Source organism: Streptomyces bullii, assembly GCF_042657145.1.
Taxonomy (GTDB): domain Bacteria; phylum Actinomycetota; class Actinomycetes; order Streptomycetales; family Streptomycetaceae; genus Streptomyces; species Streptomyces bullii.
The window spans coordinates 43,092-62,018 of record NZ_JBHSNY010000015.1 but is presented as its reverse complement, the minus strand read 5'-3'; the positions used below and the strand labels follow the sequence as shown (position 1 = coordinate 62,018).

Genomic DNA, 18,927 nt, shown 5'->3' with positions numbered 1-18,927 from the left:
GAGAGGACGGACGTATGGCGAACGAGTCAGGTGCAGGGAAGGCGCGCCGCGCCAGTGACCGCGGACCCTACGGCCGTCTGAGCCGGGAGCGGGTGCTGGCGAGCGCGCTGGCGCTGGTGGACCGGGAGGGGCTGTCGGCGCTGAGCATGCGCCGCCTGGGCACCGAGCTCGGCGTCGAGGCGATGGCGCTCTACCGGTACGCGGCGAGCAAGGACGCCCTGCTGGACGGACTGGTCGAGGCGCTCTTCCTCGAACTGGAGGAACGGCTGGCCGCCGAGCCCGAGCCCGCCGGCACCGCGCAGTCGCCCGCGTGGCGCAGCGGGCTGCACCGCGTCGCACGAACGATGTACGACGTCTGCCTCGCCCACCCCCGGGCCGTGCCCCTGCTCGCCACGCGCATGCTGGCGGTGCCGCTGGCGCGGCGGCCGGCGGCCGTCCTCCGCAATCACGAGCGCGTGCTCGTCCTGCTGAGGGGGGCCGGGTTCGACGCGGCCACCGCCTCCGCCGTCTTCCGGGCCTTCACCGCCTGGCTGCTGGGTTACGTGGCCGTGGAACTGCAGCCGATGGTGGACAACCCCGAGGAACCCGACCCCGCCTTCCGCCTCGGTCTGCACCGTCTGCCGGCGCAGGAACTGCCGACCCTGCGGGAGACCGCCGCTTCCCTAGCCGAGGGGGGTGGGCCCGAGGGCCTGGCGGCGGGATTGGACGCCCTGCTCGACAGGTTCGCTCCGCGCTAGGGCCGCGGGCTCCGGGGCCGGTCGCGGCGCCTCGGCGGGGTTCGGGCTCCCTGGCCGGTCGCGGCGCCTCGGCGGCGGTGCGGCGGGTCAGTGCGCCGTGTCCAACCGGGTCCGCTGCTCCGGTGTCAGCTCCAGGTCCACAGCGGCCAGGCTCTCCTCCAGCTGGGCCACCGAGGATGCTCCCACCAGGGGGACGACCGGCAGCTCGGAGCCGATCTGCCACGCCAGGACCACCTGGTTGACGGTGAACCCGGTCTCGCGGGACACCTCGCGCAGCGCCTCCAGCCGGGCGGGGGTGCCCGGGTGGTCGAAGTCCGGGGGAAGCCGGTCCGGGCGGGTGTAGGCGCCCTTCAGCAGGGGCGAGTAGGCGACCAGGGTCAGGCCGGGTTCGGCGCGCAGGTAGCTGAGCAGTTCCGGGCCCGCGTGGCCGAGGCTGCCGTCGGGGAACAGGGCGTCGGGCACGTCGGTGCGGGGGCGCAGGTGGCTGTGGGCGTACTGGAGCACCTCGTAGCCGGGCAGTCCGGCCGCGGCGGCGAGGGCGCGGGCCCGCTCCACACGCCAGACGGCGTGGTTGCTGACGCCGAGCAGGCCGACCGTGTCCTCGGCGACCAGGGCGGCGAAGCCCTCGACGGTCTCCGGGAGCGGGACGACGGGGTCCTCGATGTGCGCGTACAGCAGGTCCAGACGGTCCACGCCGAGCCGTTCCCGGCTGCGCTCGGCCGACTCGCGGATCACCTTCGCCGACAGGCCCTCCCGGTTGTCGACGTAGCCGGTGCCGGGGGCCAGGGGGCGGGCGCCGAGCTTCGTGGCGATGACGATCTCGTCGCCGATGCCGCGGCTGCGGCGCCAGCGTCCGAGGAGTTCCTCGCTGTGGCCGCCCTGGCCACCGTCGGTCCAGAAGGCGTAGTTGTCTGAGGTGTCGACGAAGGTGCCGCCGGCCTCCACGTAGCGGTCGAGCAGGGCGAACGAGGTCTTCTCGTCCGTCAGCGACCCGAACAGCATCGCGCCGAGCGCGAGGACGCTGACCTCGCGGCGGGTGCGCGGATCGGTGCCGATGGTGCGGTACTTCATGGGTGTCCCTCCCGTTTCGCGGCCCGGGCTCGGGGCTCGCGAACGGGAGTCTTCAGCCTGGAGCGCGCTTGAAGTCAAGGGCGCGCGGTCGCCCTCCCCGTCCAGGCAGCCGCCTCCGTGGCTGCGGGTGGCGGGGTCGTGGCCGGCGGCGTAGCAGCTGACGCGTTCGGTGACGGCCGGGCCCGCAGGGCGAGCACGTCCGGCGCTGGCGGCCTCGGACGTCGTCGGGGTGCCGATGACGGCGTGATCGACCTGAAGCCGGAAACGGCCCAAACGAAAAGGGCCTTCACAGGCTTGTGCCTGCGAAGGCCCTTCACACCGTCGGGACGACAGGATTTGAACCTGCGACCCCTTGACCCCCAGTCAAGTGCGCTACCAAGCTGCGCCACGTCCCGGTGCGCGGACTCGCTGACTCGCGGTGAGCCGCGTGATCGCGCGAACAGCACTCTACCGCACACCCCCACCCACGCCGAATGCGGACCCCGCGCGGGACAATCGGCGTATGGGCAGCACGGACAGCACGGACAGGAGCACCTCGGGTCGGCCGGTCGGCGCACGGGACCGCGACAGCGACGGGCGGGCGCGCAACGCCCGGCCGCGCGACGGGCTCGGGCGGCCCCTGCCGTACGGCGCGGACGGCGTGCCCCGGCAGCCCGAGGGTGTTGTTCGCACCCCGCAGGAGACCGTCGCCGAGGCGCAGCGGCTGCTGGACGAGGGGAGGCCGTTCCACGCGCACGAGGTGTTCGAGGACGCGTGGAAGTCCGGGCCCGAGGAGGAGCGGGAGCTGTGGCGGGGGCTCGCCCAGCTCGCCGTGGGGCTCACCCACGCGGCCCGCGGGAACGCCACGGGCGGCGCACGGCTGCTGCGGCGCGGGGCGGGCGCGGTCGATGAGTGGGCGTCGGAGACCCGGCGGTCGCGTCCGTACGGGATAGGACTCGCGGAGGTCGCCGCCTGGGCGAGGCAGCTGGCGGAGGACATGGAGCGGGGTGACGGGCCCGTGGACGCGGGGGTGCGGGCGCCGCGACTGCGGGTGTAGCGGTCCCGGGCGGGTCGATCCGCGCGGGCCCGGCTCCTCAGGGGCGTACGGCTGGTGCGCCCAGGTGGGACGCGGTGCACGGGGGGTCGGTGGCGTGCGGCAGACTCGGGGCGTGCGAAAGATTCATGTCATCGGTATCGGCGCGGGCGACCCCGACCAGCTCACCCTCCAGGCGGTCAAGGCGCTGCGGAGCACGGACGTGTTCTTCCTCCTCGACAAGGGCGAGGTGAAGGCGGACCTCACGCAGCTGCGCCGGGACATGCTGGCCGCGCACGTACCCGAGGGGTCGTACCGGGTGGTGGAGGCGCGCGACCCCGAGCGGGACCGCACTGCCGGCGGTGCGGCCTACTCCCACGCCGTCGGGGACTGGCGCAGCGCCCGCGCGGACATCTACGAGCGGCTGATCGCCGAGGAACTGGGCGAGGACGAGTGCGGCGCGTTCCTCGTGTGGGGCGACCCTTCGCTGTACGACAGCACGCTCGGGATCCTCGAGGAGGTGCTGGAGCGCGGCGCGGTGGCCTTCGCGTACGAGGTCGTACCGGGCATCAGCAGTGTCTCGGCGCTGGTCGCCCGGCACCGGACCGGGCTGAACCGGGTCGCCCGGCCCGTGCAGATCACCACCGGGCGGCGGCTCGCCGAGGGCTTCCCCGGCGGTGTCGACGACGTCGTGGTGATGCTCGACGCGCACCAGACGTTCCGGAAGTACGCCGACCAGGACATCGACATCTACTGGGGCGCCTACCTGGGCACCCCGGACGAGATCCTGGTCTCGGGACCGATCGCCGAGGCCGCGCCCCGCATCGAGCAGCTGCGGGCCGAGGCCCGGGAGCGCAAGGGCTGGATCATGGACACGTACCTGCTCCGCCGGAATCCCGAGGACGCGTAGCCGGGCGGGCCGGCAGAGACCCCCGAGCCGGATCGGGCGTACGGCCTCACGCGGCCGCGCGGGATCACCGTGGTGTGAGCCCCAGCCGCTCCAGCGCCCCCGCCACGTCGGGCACCGCCGTCACGCCCTCCGGCAGCGGTGGCCGCTCCACCACCACGACCGGCAGCCCGAGGTCCCGGGCCGCCGTGAGTTTGGCTGCCGTGGCCTCTGCCCCGCTGTCCTTGGTCACGAGGACGTCGACGCGGTGTTCCCGCAGCAGTGCCGTCTCGTCGGTGACGGTGAACGGACCGCGCGCCAGCAGTACGTGCGTGTCCGGGGGCATGGGGGGTCCGGGGGGTTCCACGGACCGTACGACGAAGTGCAGGTCGGCGAGGTGAGCGAAGGCCGCCAGGCCCAGGCGGCCCGTGGTGAGGAAGACGCGGCGGCCGAGGCGCGGCAGCAGGTCGGCCGCGGCGTTCAGGGACGGGACCGGGTGCCAGCGGTCGCCGGTGCCGGGCCGCCAGCCCGGGCGCCGCAGGACGACGGCGGGTACGCCGGTCACGGCGGCGGCCCTCAGCGCGTGGGCGGTGATCGTTCCGGCGAAGGGGTGAGTGGCGTCGACGAGGGCGTCCACGCACTGCTCGCGCAGCCAGGCCGCCAGCCCCTCGGCCCCGCCGAAGCCGCCGACGCGGACGTCCCCGTCGACAGCTCCCGGGCGCGCCACGCGTCCCGCCAGGGACGTGGTGACGCGGAGATCGGGGCGGGCCGCGAGCTCGGCGGCGAGTTCGCGGGCCTCGGTGGTGCCGCCGAGGACGAGGATGTGCGTCGTCGGGGTCAGAGGTGGCGTCGGGGACATGGCGATGAGCGTACGGGGGCCTGGTCGGGGCGGGGGCGTCGTGGGCCGCGGGTGGGCCGCGCCCCGTCCGGGCCGACCGCTTCGGGGGGAGCCCCGGACGTCGCCCGCTTCGGGGCAGCGCCGGACGTCGCCCGTCTCGGGGCAGCGCCGGGCGTCGCCCACTTCGGGGGCGCGTTTCGCGGGGCGCATGGTTATCGTCCAGGCATGGAGTCCGTGCGTGCCGTGCTGATCGACATCGACGGGGTGCTCACCGTCTCGTGGCAGCCGTTGCCCGGTGCGGTCGAGGCGTTGCGGGAGGTGCGGGAGGCCGGGACGGACGTCGCCCTGGTGACCAACACGACGTCACGGACCCGGGCGTCGATCGCCGGGGCTCTGGCGGACGCGGGGTTCGCGGTGTCGGCGGAGGAGATCCTGACCGCACCCGCCGCGACCGCCGCTTATCTCGCCGAGCACTGTCCGGGTGCGACGTGCGCCCTGCTGAACAGCGGGGACATCGTGGAGGACCTCGACGGCGTCACCGTCATGAGCGTGGCGGACGGCGGGAGCGGCCCCGGCACCACTGCGGACGTCGTCCTCGTCGGCGGAGCCGGACCCGAGTTCGACTACGCGGCGCTCGACCGGGCCTTCGGACACCTGCAGCGCGGGGCCCGGCTGGTGGCCATGCACCGCAACCTCTACTGGCGTACGGACGAGGGGCTGCGGCTGGACTCCGGGGCGTTCCTGGTCGGCCTGGAGCAGGCCGCCCGTACCGAGGCCGAGGTCACCGGCAAGCCGTCGCCCGCCTTCTTCCGGGCCGCGCTGGCCCGGCTGGGCGTGGACGCGGAGCAGGCGGTGATGATCGGGGACGACATCGAGTCCGACGTGCTCGCGGCGCAGCGGGCCGGGATCACCGGGGTGCTCGTCAGGACCGGCAAGTACCTGCCGGAGACCCACCGCGCGGCGAGCGGAACACCCGACCATGTGATCGACTCCTTCGCGGACTTCCCGGTGCTGCTGAGGGAGTTGTCCGTCTGAGCGCCCGGGCGGTCAGCGCAGCAGCAGTTGCAGACCGCCCACGACCGTCGCCGCGATGACGAGTTGCTCGAAGAGCCGCTGGTTGATCCGGTGCACGGCCCACTTGCCGAACAGCGCGCCGGGCACCACGAAGACCGCGAGTGCCGCGTCCAGCAGCAGCGAGCGGCCGTCGATCAGGCCGAGGCCCGCGCTGAAGGGCAGCTTGGACACGTTGACGATCAGGAAGAAAAAGGCCGATGTGCCCAGGAAGCCGAGCTTGCGGAAACCCGCGGACAGCAGGTACATGGACATCACCGGGCCGCCCGCGTTGGCGACCATCGTGGTGAAACCGCCCAAAACCCCGTACGAGCGGGCCTTGATCCGGCCCGCCCGGGTGACGACCGCGTCCGGCTCCTCCTCCGCCTCGGCCGTGCGCCGCCGCCACACCGTCACTCCGGCCATCAGCAGCAGGATCGCGCCGATCGAGGTCCGTACGATCCCGTCGTCCGCCCACATCAGGAACACGGTGCCGACGACGACGCCCGCCGCGACCGCCGGGAACAGCCGCCACAGCGTGGGCCAGTGGGCGTGCCGCCGGTAGGTGAGGACGGCGAGGACGTCCCCGGCGATCAGCACCGGCAGCAGGACACCGGTGGAGGCCCGGGCCGGCAGCACTGCGGCGAAGATCGCGAGACTGACCGTGTTGGCGCCGCTCACCGCGGTCTTGGAGAAGCCGACCAGCAGGGCCGCGAAGGCGAGGGCGGCGAACTCCCAGCCGGTGAGGTGCCAGAGCGTCATCGTGTTCATGCGGACACCGATGCTATGTGCGGGCGACCGGTGCCGTAAGGACCGTCTCGCCTGATGGCCCTTCGGTACGTCCGCTGATCAGGCCCGTCGTCGGGATCACGCCGCAGACGCGGGGCCCGGGACGCGCAGCAGCGGCGCTGACGAGTTCCCGCCGTTCCCCGCGACCTGATCCGAACACAGGTCCTAGTGCCGCTCCACCAGGACCGCGCTCCCCTGCCCGACCCCGACGCACATCGTCGCGAGCCCCCGGGCCGCGCCCGTGCGCCGCATCCGGTGGAGCAGGGTGGTCAGGATGCGGGCGCCCGAGCAGCCCAGCGGATGGCCCAGCGCGATGGCGCCGCCGCTCGGGTTGACCAGGCCCGGGTCGATGCCGAGCTGGTCCACGCAGGCCAGGGCCTGGGCCGCGAACGCCTCGTTGAACTCGGCCTCCTGAATGTCGGCGACCGTCCACTCGGCGCGGGCCAGGGCCTTGCGGGTGGCCGGGACCGGGCCGATGCCCATCACGTCCGGGTGGACACCGGCCGAGGCGCCGGCGACGTAGCGGCCCAGGGACTCCAGGCCGAGGTCGTTCAGGGCCTCCTCGCTGACCAGGAGCAGGCCCGCCGCGCCGTCGTTCATGGGTGAGGCGTTGCCCGCGGTGACCGTGCCGCCCTGGCGGAAGACCGGCTTCAGCTTCGCCAGCTTCTCGTACGAGGTGTCCTCGCGGACGCACTCGTCGCTGTCGACGACCACCCCGTCCGGGCGTGCCACGGGCAGGAGTTCGTCGTCGAAGTGGCCGTTCTTGCGTGCCAGCGCGGCCAGTCGGTGGCTGCGCAGGGCGAACTCGTCCTGCCGCTCGCGGGGGATGCCGTACCGTTCGGCGACCTCCTCCGCCGTCTCGCCCATGGACAGCAGGCCGTGGAGATCCTTCATCGCCGGGTTGACCAGGCGCCAGCCGAGCCGGGTGTCGACGGTTTCGACGCGGTGCGGCAGGGCCTCGTCGGGGCGGGCGAGGACGAAGGGGGCGCGGCTCATCGACTCGGAGCCGCCGGCGACCACGATGTCGGCCTCTCCCGCGGCGATGGTGCGGGCGGCGGTGGTGACCGCCTCCAGGCCGGAGGCGCACAGCCGGTTGACCGTCGCGCCGGGCACGGACTCGGGCAGGCCCGCGAGCAGCGCGGCCATACGGGCGACGTTGCGGTTGTCCTCGCCGGCCTGGTTGGCGGCGCCCCAGTAGACGTCGTCGACACGGGCCGGGTCGAGGGCGGGCACGTCGGCGACGAGTCCGCGGATCACGGTCGCGGCGAGGTCGTCGGGCCGGACCGTGGACAGGGCTCCGCGCAGTTTGCCGATGGGGGTGCGGCGGGCGGCCGCGAAGTGGACGGGACGCACGGGGGAACTCCTGACCGTTCTCGATGACACCGCTTTGATCAACCGCTTTTAATTAGCACCGCTAGTTTCGAACTATAGACCCGGGACCGGCCCGCTGGGAAGATCCGCGGGGCGGCCGGAGCCCTCCGGTGCCCCCGGCGCATCTCCGGAGACCTTCGGGGGCCTCGCCCCGGCACTACCCCTGCCCCGCATGGCCCAGGCATCTGGAGGAGAACATGGCCGACGCCCGCGAGCACGTCCTGAGCGGCACCCGTGGCACGCTCACCGTCCGGGAGTGGCCGTGCGAGCGACCGCGGTACGTCGTCCTCGTCGTGCACGGCTACGGGGAGCACGCCGGCCGGTACGAGGAGCTCGCCGGCGTACTCACCGGGCACGGCGCCGCCGTCTACGGCCCCGACCACATGGGCCACGGCCGGTCGGCGGGCGAGCGGGTGCTGATCCACGACTTCGAGGACGTGGTCATGGACGTGCGTGCCGTGGCAGAGCTGGCCACGGCCGCACATCCGGGACTGCCGGTCGTGATGGTCGGGCACTCCATGGGCGGCCTGATCGCCGCCCGCTACGCCCAGCGGTACGGCGCCGAGCTGGCCGCGCTGGTGCTGTCCGGGCCGGTGATCGGGCAGTGGGAGACTCCGCGGCGGCTGCTCGCCCACGCCGAGGTCCACGGTGAGATCCCCGACGTGCCGATCAGCCCGGCCGCGCTGTCCCGCGATCCGGCCGTGGGCGCCGCGTACGCGGCGGATCCCCTGGTCTGGCACGGGCCGATGAAGCGGCCGACGGTGCAGGCGTTCGCGCGGACGCTGGAGACGGTGGCCAAGGACGGTGCGGTGCGCGGGCTGCCGCTGCTGTGGCTGCACGGGGAGGACGACCGGCTGGTGCCGCTGCCCGGGAGCCGGGTGGGCGTCGAGGAGCTGAGCGGCGGCGCGGCGACCGTGCGGATCTTTCCCGGTGCCCGTCACGAGGTGTTCAACGAGACCGACAGGGAACTCGTCTTCGCGGACCTGAAAGACTTCCTGGACACCGTTGTCGGAGGCTGAGGCAGGCCCCAGGGTGGTCGCGTTTGCACCGGTTCGCCCGGGGCACCCGCGCCCGCATGGAGTGGTTGCGGAGAGCGGCGTGCGTGGGTGAGGACCCCGAGTTGTTCTTCCCCGTGGGCACCAGCGGCCCGGCGTTGCGGGACGTTGACGCGGCCAAGCGCGTGTGCGCCCGTTGCGAGGTCGCCACCGACTGCCTGACGTTCGCGCTGAGCAGCGGCCAGGCCGCGGGCGTGTGGGGCGGGACCTGCGAGGAGGAGCGTCTGGAACTGCTCCGCACCTCCAGAGCCGGCACATCCAGGGACGACGCGAGAAGGAGAACCGCTCTATGACATCGGCCGTGAAGAGCACCCTGCCCGAGGAGGCCCGCCGGGTGACCTGCGAGGCGCTCCAGGACACCCTGGTCGACCTGGTCGGACTCTCACTCATCGGGAAGCAGGCGCACTGGAACATCGTCGGACCGAGGTTCCGTTCGATCCACCTCCAGCTCGACGAGGTGGTGTCCACGGCCCGTACGTACGCCGACACGGTCGCGGAGCGCTCGGCGGCGCTCGGCGTGCCGCCGGACGGCCGCCCCGAGACCGTCGCCCACGGCTTCACCCTGCCCGCCCCGAAGGACGGCTGGGTGCGCGACTCGGACGCCGTGCAGGTGATGGTGGAGTCGCTGGAAGCGGCGATCGGACGGCTGCGTGAGCGGATCGACGCGACGGAGAAGTCCGACCTGGTCACCCAGGACTTGCTGATCGCCATCACCGCCGAGTTGGAGAAGCAGCGGTGGATGTTCGACGCGGAGAACTTCCCGCGCGAGGGCTGAGGCACGGGCAGCGGCATCTCCCACGAGGCGTGGTGGACGGACGACGCCGCCCCGCCCGCCGGGCCCGGCGGGCGTGGCGGCCGTACGCCTGCCGCACTGCGGCCACGCCCCGCGGGCAGACCGGCCGCCGCTCTTCCCGCCACACCCAGCGAGCGGGTGAGCCACGACTTTCCCCGCCCCCTTGCGGGGTCGGGAGGCCCACCGTGGCTCCCGCCCGCGTCTGAAAGGACCGGCCGCGGCTTCGTCGCCCTGCGGCGCAGAGGCCGCGGCGAGCACGTATGCACGAAAGGGGCACCCGATGACCGACGCCCTCGAACTGGACGCGCTGTGGGAGGACTTCCACCGCGTCGTGAACATGACCTCGGCGGAGCTGGCGGCCTGGCTGCGGGTCCGGGACGCCGACGAGCAGGCCGAGCCGCTGCCGGAGCAGGCGGGCACGCCCACCGGGCAGCACGTCCTGGCGATCCTGCAGAAGCGGCGCACCGACCTCACCGACGACGACATCCGCGTGATGCGCAAGGTCGTGGACACGGTCACCGATCAGGCCGACCTGGAGAACGAGCCGGAGACCGAGAGGACCGCGGAGGACACCCGCCGCCGGCACCGGCTGATGACGCTCGGCCACGATCCGCTGAAGGCGTAGGCCGTGAACCGCGACGAGCGCGTCGTACGGGAGCTCGTCGGCGCGCACGGGCAGACGTACGCGGAGGAGGCGGGCATCCGGCTGAAGGACGCACCGCAGCCGCTGTACCGGCTGCTGGTGCTGGCCCATCTGCTCAGTGCCCGCATCCGCGGTTCGATCGCCGTGACCACCGCCCGTGCCCTGTACGAGGCGGGGCTGCGCGATCCGCGCCGGATGGCCGGCGCCGACTGGCAGGACCGGGTGGACGCGCTGGGCCGGGGCGGCTACCGGCGTTACGACGAACGGACGGCCACCCAGCTCGGCGACGCCGCCCAACTGCTGCTGGAGCGGTGGGGCGGTGACCTGCGGCGGCTGCGCGAGGAAGCCGACGGCGAGATCTCCGAACTGCGCCGGCTGCTGCAGGAGTTCCCCGGCGTGGGCCCGGCCGGCGCCGACATCTTCCTGCGCGAGGCGCAGTGCGTCTGGCCGGAGGCGGCACCGTACCTGGACCGCAAGGCACTGCAGGGCGCGGAGCGGCTGCGGTTGCCGAAGAACCCGGACCGGCTCGTGAAGCTGGCGAAGGACACCGAACCGGCCGTGCTGGCCGCCGCGTTGGTACGGGCCGCGGTGGACAAGGAGGTGGCCGAAGACTGTCTCCGCCGCGCGGCATGATCGTGTCAGACTGCTCGCACAGCAGGTGACCTCGACAGGCGAGCCAAGGAGTACCGCGTGACCGCGACCGAGCCGGCGGCCCACCGGATCGACACGACCCGGCCGCATCCGGCCCGCGTGTACGACTGGTTCCTCGGCGGCAAGGACAACTACCCGGTCGACGAACGGCTCGGGCAGCAGATCATGTCCATCGACACGGGGGCGCCGCGAGCCGCGCGCAGCAACCGCCGGTTCATGCAGCGCGCCACGGGCCATCTGGCCCGGGAGGCGGGAATCCGCCAGTTCCTCGACATCGGCACCGGCATCCCCACCGAGCCCAACCTGCACCAGATCGCCCAGTCCGTCGTCCCGGACGCGCGGGTCGTCTACGTCGACAACGACCCGATCGTCCTCGCCCACGCCGAAGCCCTGCTGCGCGGCACACCGCAGGGCGTGACGCAGTACGTCCAGGCCGACGCGCGGGAACCGCACACGATTCTCGAACGGGCCGCCGCCGTCCTGGACTTCGGCCGCCCCGTCGCCGTGTCCCTCATCGCGCTGCTGCATTTCATCGCCGACGAGGACGGCGCCCATGACCTGGTGGACACCCTCGTCGACGCGCTGGCCCCGGGCAGCTGCCTGGTGCTGTCCGCGATGACCGCCGACTTCGAGCCGGAGAACGTACGGCGGGGCATCGCGGCGTACGCGGCGGGCGGAGTGACGCTGGTGGCGCGCTCGCACGCCGAGATGGGCCGTTTCTTCCAGGGACTCGAACTCGTCGAGCCGGGCATCGTGTCGGTGAAGGACTGGCGTCCCTCGACGGACGGGGAGACGGAGGGCGAGGGCCCGGTCTCGCTGTACGGCGGGGTCGGCGTCAAGCCCTGACTCCCCCACGACCGAGCCGTGACCCTGCGTCAGGGCAGGAAGAGAGGCAGGGAGGTGCGTGCCTCCGCCGCGGGACCCGGCCGACGTTCCTCCTCCGATTCGCGGGACAGTGCGATCACCGGACGGCACAATGGGCGGCGACGGCCGCACGGGTGAGAAGGAGCAGAGACGTGAGCGAGAGCCACACCCCGACGAGCGGGGCCGCGAGGCTGAACACCGGTGTGGCGCACAACGCGCGCGTGTGGAACTACTGGATCGGCGGCAAGGACAACTACGAGGTCGACCAGAAGGTCGGCGAGCACGTCGCCGGCATGTTCCCGATCATCCGGGACATCGCTCGCGCGGACCGCGATTTCCTGGGCCGGGCGGTGACGTTCCTGGCCGGTGAGCGCGGGGTGCGCCAGTTCCTCGACATCGGCACGGGTCTGCCGACGGCGGAGAACACGCACGAGATCGCCCAGCGCGTCGCACACGACGCGCGGATCGTCTACGTCGACAACGACCCGATCGTGCTGGTGCACGCCCGCACGCTGCTCACCGGCACGTCCGAGGGCCGCACCGACTACATCGACGCCGACGTGCACCACCCCGACGCCATCGTCGAGCGCGCCGGGCAGACGCTCGACCTCACGCAGCCGGTCGCGGTGATGATGCTGGGCATCCTCAACTTCGTGCTCGACACGGACGAGGCCCGCGACATCGTGCGCCGTGTGATGACCGCCGTCCCCTCCGGCAGCTTCCTGGTGCTGACGCACCCCACCTTCGACGCCGAGCTGGGCGGCGAGGGCCAGATCCCGGCCATGAAGTTCTGGAACGAGAACGCCACTCCGCCGATCACCGCCCGCAGCGGTGCGGACATCGCCGCGTTCTTCGAGGGCCTGGAGTTGCTGGAGCCGGGCCTGGTGTCGTGCTCGCAGTGGCGTGCGGAGCCGGGGTCGCACGTTCCCGTGCCGCAGTACGGCGCGGTGGCCGTCAAGCCCTGACGTCTCCCCCCCCTGGGCGTGGCCCCGCCCGGCGTACGGCGCCGAGCCCGTCGAGGGGCGACGCATCACCATGCCGGCCGGCCCGGTGCCCGGGGCCGGCCCCGTGACGTGGAACGGGCCACCGCGCTCCGCGCACGGGTGGGGCACGGGAGGGTGGAGCCGGTCACAGTTGTCCCGGAGCGGCTACCCAGACAGCCCGACCCGTTGAAAGTATGATCAAGCGATGTCTGACATGACCGAAACCACGCCCGGTTGGCTGAGTCCCGACGAACTGGAACTGGCGCGCGCCCGCATGCCGATCCTGTACGTCGAGGCCGTCCCCGTACGCGTCGACGACAGCGGCGAAGTCACCAGCGTCGGACTGTTGCTGCGCATCGGGCCCGACGGAACGGTCAGTCGGACACTGGTCTCCGGCCGGGTGCTGCACCACGAACGCGTCCGCGACGCCCTGCTGCGCCATCTGGAGAAGGACCTCGGCCCCGTGGCACTGCCCCGCGTGCCGGCCTCCCTCCAGCCGTTCACGGTCGCGGAGTACTTCCCCACGCAGGGCATCACGCCGTACCACGACCCCCGTCAGCACGCGGTGTCCCTCGCCTACATCGTGCCGGTGACCGGTGACTGCCGTCCCCGGCAGGACGCTCTCGACCTGGTGTGGTTCAGCCCGCAGGAGGCGATCTCGCCGGCGGTGCAGAGCGAGATGCCCGGCGGGCACGGGGTGCTGCTGAAGCAGGCCCTGGCGCACGCGGGCTGCGCGGTCTGACTCGGCCGTGACGGCCGGTGCGGGCATGCCGGTCGTGGTGGTCGGCGCGGGCGTCGTGGGCGCCTCGGTGGCATACCACCTGGCACGGCGTGGGGTCGAGGTGACCCTGCTGGACCGGGAGCCCTCTCCGGCCGCGGGCGTCACCGGCGGCTCCTTCGCGTGGATCGGGGGCCTGGGCGGGGACTGGCCCGGCGGTGCCCGGGACCTGCGCGAGTTGGTCCTGGCGGACCACCGCCGCCTGGAGTCCGAGCTGCCGGATGTCGTCGTACGCCGGAGCGGTTCGCTGACCTGGGGCGGCGATACGGAAGGGCCCCTGGGTGAGGGCCGGTTCGAGGTCGGGCCCGAGGCGATACGGGCGCTCGAACCCCGGCTGCGGACGCCGCCGGAGCGGGCCGTGCACACCCCCTCCGACCGCGGTGTCGATCCGGTGCCGTTCACCACGGCACTGGTGCGGGCCGCTTGTGCGCGCGGAGCGCGGGCGGTGTTCGGCGCGACCGTGACGGCCCTGCGGACCGTCGGCGGAAGGGTCGAGGGCGTGCTGTCGTCCGCCGGTTACCACCCCGCCTCCACCGTGGTGCTGGCCGCCGGTACCGAAGTCGCCCGGCTGGCCGAACCGTTGGGGGTCGACCTGCCGGTCGCCACCTCCCCGGCCTGCCTGGTCCGGCTGACGGCGCCACCCGGACTCGTCCGGACCGTCGTCGCCTGCCCCGGCTTCGAGGTGCGGGAGGTCCGGGACGGGCACGTGCTGATGACCGTGCCCGTGGACGGCACGGCTCCGGAGCGGCGTGCACTCGGGCACCTGCGCTCGGCGTTCACGGGGGCCGACGACTGCCGTGTGCTGGAGTGCCGCGTCAGCGCCCGGCCGATGCCGGCCGGCGGACCGCTGCTGGGGCACGTCGCGCCGGGCGTGTACGTGACCGTGACGCACTCGGCCGTCACGCTGGCGCCCACCGTCGGACGGCTGGTCGCCGCCGAGATCGCCACCGGGGAGCCCGCCCAGGAGCTGCGTCGGTGCAGGCCGCGAGGCCTGCCCCCCGACTCGTGGACGACGTGATGCGAAGACGGCGCGAGTGATGTGAAGGGCCCCGAGGGTCTCGCCCTCGGGGCCCTTCGTGCAGTCCGGACCGGCCGCTAGGGACCGGCCCGGACGCCGTGCTCGGACTGGTCCGCCCCGAGCGGACCGGTCCGCCGGGACGGGACCGATCCGCCGCGGTCGGAACGGTCAGACGAGGTCGAACCGGTCGAGGTTCATGACCTTGTCCCACGCCGCGACGAAGTCGCGCACGAACTTCTCCTTGGCGTCGTCGCTCGCGTAGACCTCCGCCAGCGCGCGCAGCTCCGAGTTCGAGCCGAAGACGAGGTCGGCGCGGGTGCCGGCCCACTTGAGCTCGCCCGTGGCGGCGTCGCGGCCCTCGAAGGTGGTCTGGTCCTCGGACGTCGCCTTCCACGTCGTGCCCAGGTCGAGCAGGTTGACGAAGAAGTCGTTGGTCAGCGCGCCGGGCGTGTTGGTGAAGACGCCGAGCTGGGACTGCTGGTGGGTGGCGCCCAGGACGCGCAGGCCACCGACCAGGACCGTCATCTCGGGGGCGCTCAGGGTGAGCAGGTTGGCACGGTCGAGCAGCAGGTACTCGGCCGGCAGCCGGTTGGCCTTGCCGTGGTAGTTGCGGAACCCGTCGGCCTTCGGCTCCAGCGCGGCGAACGACTCGACGTCGGTGTGCTCCTCCGTCGCGTCGACACGGCCCGGGGTGAAGGACACCTGGACGTCGAAGCCGCCGTCCTTGGCGGCCTTCTCCACGGCCGCGCAGCCGCCGAGCACGATCAGGTCGGCCAGCGACACCTTCTTGCTGCCGGAACCCGCGTTGAACTCCTGCTGGATGCCCTCCAGGGTGCGCAGCACCAGCGCCAGCTGGTCGGGGTCGTTGACCTCCCAGCCGCGCTGCGGCTCCAGGCGGATGCGGGCGCCGTTGGCGCCGCCGCGCTTGTCGCTGCCGCGGAACGTCGAGGCCGACGCCCACGCCGTGCTGACCAGCTGAGAGACGCTCAGACCCGCGTCGAGGAGCTTGGCCTTGAGGACCGCGATGTCCTCGGCGTCGATGAGCTCACCCTCGCGCTCCGGCAGCGGGTCCTGCCACAGCAGGGTCTCCTGCGGGACCTCCGGGCCGAGGTACAGCGACTTCGGGCCCATGTCGCGGTGGGTCAGCTTGAACCAGGCACGGGCGAAGGCGTCCGCGAACGCGTCGGGGTTCTCGTAGAAGCGGCGGGAGATCTGCTCGTAGACCGGGTCGAAGCGCAGCGCCAGGTCGGTGGTGAGCATCGTCGGCTTGTGCTTCTTCGACGGGTCGTGCGCGTCGGGGATGATCTCCGGGGCGTCCTTCGCCACCCACTGGTGGGCGCCGGCCGGGCTCTTGGTGAGCTCGTACTCGAACTCGAAGAGGTTCTTGAAGAACCCGTTGCTCCACTGGGTCGGGGTGGCGGTCCAGGTGACCTCCAGGCCCGAGGTGATGGTGTCGCCGCCCTTGCCGGTGCCGTACGTGTTCTTCCAGCCGAGGCCCTGCTCCTCCATCGTGGCGGCCTCGGGGTCGGCACCGACGTGGTCGGCGGGGCCGGCGCCGTGCGTCTTGCCGAAGGTGTGGCCGCCGGCGATCAGGGCGACGGTCTCCTCGTCGTTCATCGCCATCCGGCGGAACGTCTCACGGATGTCGCGGGCCGCGGCGAGCGGGTCCGGGTTGCCGTTCGGGCCCTCCGGGTTGACGTAGATCAGGCCCATCTGGACCGCGCCCAGCGGGTCCTCCAGCTCGCGGTCGCCGGTGTAGCGCTGGTCGTCGAGCCAGGTGGTCTCGGGGCCCCAGTACACGTCCTCCTCGGGCTCCCACACGTCCTCGCGACCGCCGGCGAAACCGAACGTCTCGAAGCCCATGGTCTCCAGGGCGACGTTGCCGGCGAGGATCATGAGGTCGGCCCACGACAGGCTCTGGCCGTACTTCTTCTTCACCGGCCACAGCAGGCGGCGGGCCTTGTCGAGGTTGGCGTTGTCCGGCCAGCTGTTGAGGGGGGCGAAGCGCTGCTGCCCGGCTCCGGCGCCGCCGCGGCCGTCGCTGATCCGGTAGGTGCCCGCGCTGTGCCAGGCCATCCGGACGATGAGCGGGCCGTAGTGGCCGAAGTCGGCGGGCCACCAGTCCTGCGAGGTGGTCAGCACCTCCGCGATGTCCCGTTTCACCGCCGCGAGGTCCAGGTTCTGGAAGGCCTCGGCGTAGTCGAACTCCTCACCGAGGGGGTTGGCCACGGGAGGGTTCTTGGCGAGGATCTTCAGGTTGAGCCGCTCCGGCCACCACTGGCGGTTTCCGCCGCCCTGGGTCGGGTGCAGGGCACGCCCGTGCGCGACCGGGCAGCCACCGGTGCCCTCCGCCTTCGGGTCGGTGACGATCGCATCGGGGTTCTCAGACATCAGTGTCCTTCCGAACTAAGTGGTTCACGGTGCTCAGGCAGTGCTGGCGGTGGAACAGTCGGGGCACAGGCCCCAGTAGATGACCTCGGCCTCGTCGATCGAGAAGCCTCGGGCGTCGGACGCGGTCAGGCAAGGGGCCTCGCCGACCGCGCAGTCGACATCGGCGACGACACCGCACGACCGGCAGACGAGGTGGTGGTGGTTGTCCCCGACGCGTCCTTCGAACCGGGCCGGGCTGCCGGGCGGCTCGATGCGGCGTATGAGCCCGGCCGCGGCGAGCGCGTGGAGGGCCTCGTACACGGCTTGCAGCGAGATGTGGCCCACACGGTCGCGCACCCCGGAGGCGATCGCCTCGACGCCGAGGTGGTCGCCGGCCCGGACGGTCTCGAGCAGCGCGACGCGCGCGGCCGTCACCCGTAGGCCGACACCGCGCAGCTCCTCGGCGGGCGTCGGAGGCTGGGATGCGGTCATGGCACCGAACCTACCGCCATAAACACGAACGGTTCAAGAAAACGAACGTTTAAATTTCGTGCCGCGTGAAACGGGCCGGAAGCCGCGGTCGGCCTCGGGCCTCGCCGCGGCGGGGAACACGGCTGGGGCAGGTCCGGGCGGACCGGTCATAACAGGCCGGAGTGGCCCGGTCAGGTCGTACCGTGATCTGCCAGGCAGGCTGGTGCATTCCGTGCCATAACTTGCAGGCAATGTCCGATTGGGTGATCAGGGCAGATAAGGAGGAGGCCGGGACGGATCGGGTCACCTCGTGAGCAGGCCGCGGCCGACCCAGTCCGAGGAGTCGCGGACGCCGGGCAGGGCGAAGAAGTAGCCGCCGCCGGTCGGGGAGATGCAGTCGACGAGGGGGTTCGTCGATGATGGAGCTCCGCACGTTCGCCTGTGCGGCGGAGCGCACCGCTCGACCATCGGAGCGGCAGATGGCTGGCTCATTGAGGTGCCTTTCGATGGGGGTTCAGCGACGCGGAGGGTTCTTGCGCGGAGTGATGACGGCGTTCGGCAGGGCGGGCGCGGGAAGACGGCCCCCCGGATACCCCTCGACGCCCCCGAAGCGATCGGAAGCGGCTTCCCACTCCTGCCGGGCCCGGACGATGTCGTCATGACTGCGGCCGACGAAGTTCCACCACATGACGATCTCCTCTTCGAACGGGGTGCCGCCGAGCAGGATCGCCCGCGCCGGACCGTCCGACTCGTTGACCAGCGTCAGAGAGTCGGTGCCGGGGCGGACATAGCCCAGCTCCGCCGGGCGCAGCACGGCGTCGGCCACGCGGACGTCCCCGCTGTCCACGAGAACGCCGTGCTCGAAGGCGGTGTCCACGGGGAGGCTGACCCTGGCACGTGGAGCGAGGACGACCTCGGCACCGAGCAGGGGCGTGAAGGTCCGCACCGGGGAGGTGTCTCCGGCGAGCGAGCCCAGGAAGACCCGGATCTCGGCCCCGTCGATCTGCCCAGGTTCGGGGACGTGGTGCTGGAAGGCGCGCTCGGCGTTGCGGTGCTCTTCGGGCAGCGTCACCCAGAGCTGGACGCCGTGGAGGATGTCGGTGCGCGGGGTGGACACCTCCGCGTGAGCGATGCCATACCCGCCCGTCATGAGGTTCATCTCGCCGGCCCGGATGAGAGCGCGGGTCCCGAGGCTGTCGCTGTGCTCGATCTCCCCGCTGAACAGCCAGCTCACCGTCTGCAGGCCGGTGTGCGGATGCGGTGGGACGTCCATGCCGCTCGTCGCGGCGACGTCGTTCGGACCGTAGTGATCGGCGAAGCACCAGGCTCCGATCAGAGTGCGCGTACGGTGCGGCAGTGTGCGTCGTACGGTCATCGCGCGCGGGCCACCCAGAGGCACCTCTCGTGCGGAGATCACGTCGACACGGGGCACCTCGGCCGACTGCCTCCCGTCGACCAGCGCTCCAGCTCCCACCGCCGCAGGTTCCGTCTCCACATCGCTCACCGCTAGCACCTCCCACATCTGGTTGTCACGTCAACTATCGTGC

The 18,927-nt window shown here is 72.5% G+C and carries 21 protein-coding genes and 1 tRNA gene; 13 read left to right on the top strand and 9 right to left on the bottom strand.

Annotated features, from left to right (window positions below; all coding sequences use genetic code 11):
• Positions 1-14: 14 nt before the first annotated feature.
• Positions 15-737 carry a TetR/AcrR family transcriptional regulator gene (locus ACFPZJ_RS34915; RefSeq protein WP_381030249.1) on the top strand — a complete coding sequence of 241 codons (723 nt, stop codon included), beginning with the start codon at positions 15-17 and terminating at the stop codon, positions 735-737.
• An 87-nt stretch (positions 738-824) separates the two neighbouring features.
• Here the strand turns inward: ACFPZJ_RS34915 and ACFPZJ_RS34910 are convergent, their stop codons facing one another.
• Both ACFPZJ_RS34910 and ACFPZJ_RS34905 read right to left on the bottom strand, forming a co-directional pair.
• Positions 825-1,808 (bottom strand): aldo/keto reductase, encoded by a 984-nt coding sequence (locus ACFPZJ_RS34910; RefSeq protein ID WP_381030247.1) that lies wholly within the window; start codon positions 1,806-1,808, stop codon positions 825-827.
• A 321-nt stretch (positions 1,809-2,129) separates the two neighbouring features.
• Positions 2,130-2,203: transfer RNA gene (locus ACFPZJ_RS34905), tRNA-Pro, on the bottom strand.
• Between the two features lie 107 nt (positions 2,204-2,310).
• On the opposite strand from ACFPZJ_RS34905, the gene ACFPZJ_RS34900 reads away from it, so the two are divergent.
• Together ACFPZJ_RS34900 and cobF are read left to right on the top strand one after the other, a co-directional pair.
• Positions 2,311-2,844: a DUF309 domain-containing protein gene (locus ACFPZJ_RS34900; RefSeq protein WP_381030244.1), complete on the top strand. Its 534-nt coding sequence runs from the start codon at positions 2,311-2,313 to the stop codon at positions 2,842-2,844.
• 112 nt (positions 2,845-2,956) lie between these two features.
• Positions 2,957-3,730, top strand: coding sequence for a precorrin-6A synthase (deacetylating) (cobF, locus tag ACFPZJ_RS34895; RefSeq protein ID WP_381030242.1), 774 nt, complete (start codon positions 2,957-2,959; stop codon positions 3,728-3,730).
• A gap of 64 nt (positions 3,731-3,794) precedes the next feature.
• On the opposite strand, the gene ACFPZJ_RS34890 is transcribed toward cobF, so the two are convergent.
• A complete protein-coding gene (locus ACFPZJ_RS34890; protein ID WP_381030239.1) occupies positions 3,795-4,565 on the bottom strand; it encodes a cobalt-precorrin-6A reductase in 771 nt (256 codons plus the stop codon).
• A gap of 204 nt (positions 4,566-4,769) precedes the next feature.
• On the opposite strand from ACFPZJ_RS34890, the gene ACFPZJ_RS34885 reads away from it, so the two are divergent.
• Positions 4,770-5,579 (top strand): HAD-IIA family hydrolase, encoded by an 810-nt coding sequence (locus tag ACFPZJ_RS34885; protein WP_381030236.1) that lies wholly within the window; start codon positions 4,770-4,772, stop codon positions 5,577-5,579.
• A gap of 12 nt (positions 5,580-5,591) precedes the next feature.
• Here ACFPZJ_RS34885 and ACFPZJ_RS34880 read toward each other — a convergent pair whose 3' ends face one another.
• Both ACFPZJ_RS34880 and ACFPZJ_RS34875 read right to left on the bottom strand, forming a co-directional pair.
• Positions 5,592-6,365 (bottom strand): sulfite exporter TauE/SafE family protein, encoded by a 774-nt coding sequence (locus ACFPZJ_RS34880; protein WP_381030233.1) that lies wholly within the window; start codon positions 6,363-6,365, stop codon positions 5,592-5,594.
• Between the two features lie 183 nt (positions 6,366-6,548).
• Positions 6,549-7,736 carry a thiolase family protein gene (locus ACFPZJ_RS34875; protein ID WP_381030230.1) on the bottom strand — a complete coding sequence of 396 codons (1,188 nt, stop codon included), beginning with the start codon at positions 7,734-7,736 and terminating at the stop codon, positions 6,549-6,551.
• A gap of 215 nt (positions 7,737-7,951) precedes the next feature.
• Between ACFPZJ_RS34875 and ACFPZJ_RS34870 the strand changes: the two genes are divergently transcribed.
• The 9 genes from ACFPZJ_RS34870 (at position 7,952) to ACFPZJ_RS34830 (ending at position 14,539) form a co-directional block, all read left to right on the top strand.
• Complete coding sequence (locus ACFPZJ_RS34870; protein WP_381030227.1) at positions 7,952-8,773, top strand: alpha/beta hydrolase; 822 nt, start codon at positions 7,952-7,954, stop codon at positions 8,771-8,773.
• A 56-nt stretch (positions 8,774-8,829) separates the two neighbouring features.
• A complete protein-coding gene (locus tag ACFPZJ_RS34865) occupies positions 8,830-9,102 on the top strand; it encodes a WhiB family transcriptional regulator (protein WP_381030224.1) in 273 nt (90 codons plus the stop codon).
• On the top strand, positions 9,099-9,584 hold the full coding sequence (locus tag ACFPZJ_RS34860) for a Dps family protein (protein ID WP_381030222.1): 486 nt from the start codon (positions 9,099-9,101) through the stop codon (positions 9,582-9,584). Before ACFPZJ_RS34865 ends, ACFPZJ_RS34860 begins: the two co-directional genes overlap by 4 nt.
• A gap of 298 nt (positions 9,585-9,882) precedes the next feature.
• The gene (locus ACFPZJ_RS34855) at positions 9,883-10,227 is read left to right on the top strand and encodes a DUF3140 domain-containing protein (protein WP_381030219.1); all 345 of its coding nucleotides are present in this window, start codon (positions 9,883-9,885) and stop codon (positions 10,225-10,227) included.
• Between the two features lie 3 nt (positions 10,228-10,230).
• Positions 10,231-10,878, top strand: a complete 648-nt coding sequence (locus ACFPZJ_RS34850; protein ID WP_381030216.1) for an HhH-GDP family DNA glycosylase — start codon at positions 10,231-10,233, stop codon at positions 10,876-10,878.
• Positions 10,879-10,935: 57 nt separating this feature from the next.
• On the top strand, positions 10,936-11,742 hold the full coding sequence (locus ACFPZJ_RS34845; RefSeq protein ID WP_381030214.1) for an SAM-dependent methyltransferase: 807 nt from the start codon (positions 10,936-10,938) through the stop codon (positions 11,740-11,742).
• A gap of 170 nt (positions 11,743-11,912) precedes the next feature.
• Positions 11,913-12,725: an SAM-dependent methyltransferase gene (locus ACFPZJ_RS34840; protein ID WP_381030211.1), complete on the top strand. Its 813-nt coding sequence runs from the start codon at positions 11,913-11,915 to the stop codon at positions 12,723-12,725.
• 223 nt (positions 12,726-12,948) lie between these two features.
• The gene (locus tag ACFPZJ_RS34835; protein ID WP_381030208.1) at positions 12,949-13,485 is read left to right on the top strand and encodes an NUDIX hydrolase family protein; all 537 of its coding nucleotides are present in this window, start codon (positions 12,949-12,951) and stop codon (positions 13,483-13,485) included.
• Positions 13,486-13,492: 7 nt separating this feature from the next.
• A complete protein-coding gene (locus ACFPZJ_RS34830) occupies positions 13,493-14,539 on the top strand; it encodes an NAD(P)/FAD-dependent oxidoreductase (protein WP_381030206.1) in 1,047 nt (348 codons plus the stop codon).
• A gap of 168 nt (positions 14,540-14,707) precedes the next feature.
• Here the strand turns inward: ACFPZJ_RS34830 and katG are convergent, their stop codons facing one another.
• From katG to ACFPZJ_RS34810, 4 genes are all read right to left on the bottom strand, one after another.
• A complete protein-coding gene (katG, locus tag ACFPZJ_RS34825) occupies positions 14,708-16,930 on the bottom strand; it encodes a catalase/peroxidase HPI (protein ID WP_381030204.1) in 2,223 nt (740 codons plus the stop codon).
• A gap of 33 nt (positions 16,931-16,963) precedes the next feature.
• The gene (locus tag ACFPZJ_RS34820; protein ID WP_381030202.1) at positions 16,964-17,401 is read right to left on the bottom strand and encodes a Fur family transcriptional regulator; all 438 of its coding nucleotides are present in this window, start codon (positions 17,399-17,401) and stop codon (positions 16,964-16,966) included.
• A 282-nt stretch (positions 17,402-17,683) separates the two neighbouring features.
• Positions 17,684-17,872, bottom strand: coding sequence for a hypothetical protein (locus ACFPZJ_RS34815; protein ID WP_381030665.1), 189 nt, complete (start codon positions 17,870-17,872; stop codon positions 17,684-17,686).
• Positions 17,873-17,894: 22 nt separating this feature from the next.
• On the bottom strand, positions 17,895-18,884 hold the full coding sequence (locus ACFPZJ_RS34810; RefSeq protein ID WP_381030199.1) for a pirin family protein: 990 nt from the start codon (positions 18,882-18,884) through the stop codon (positions 17,895-17,897).
• Positions 18,885-18,927: the final 43 nt, after the last annotated feature.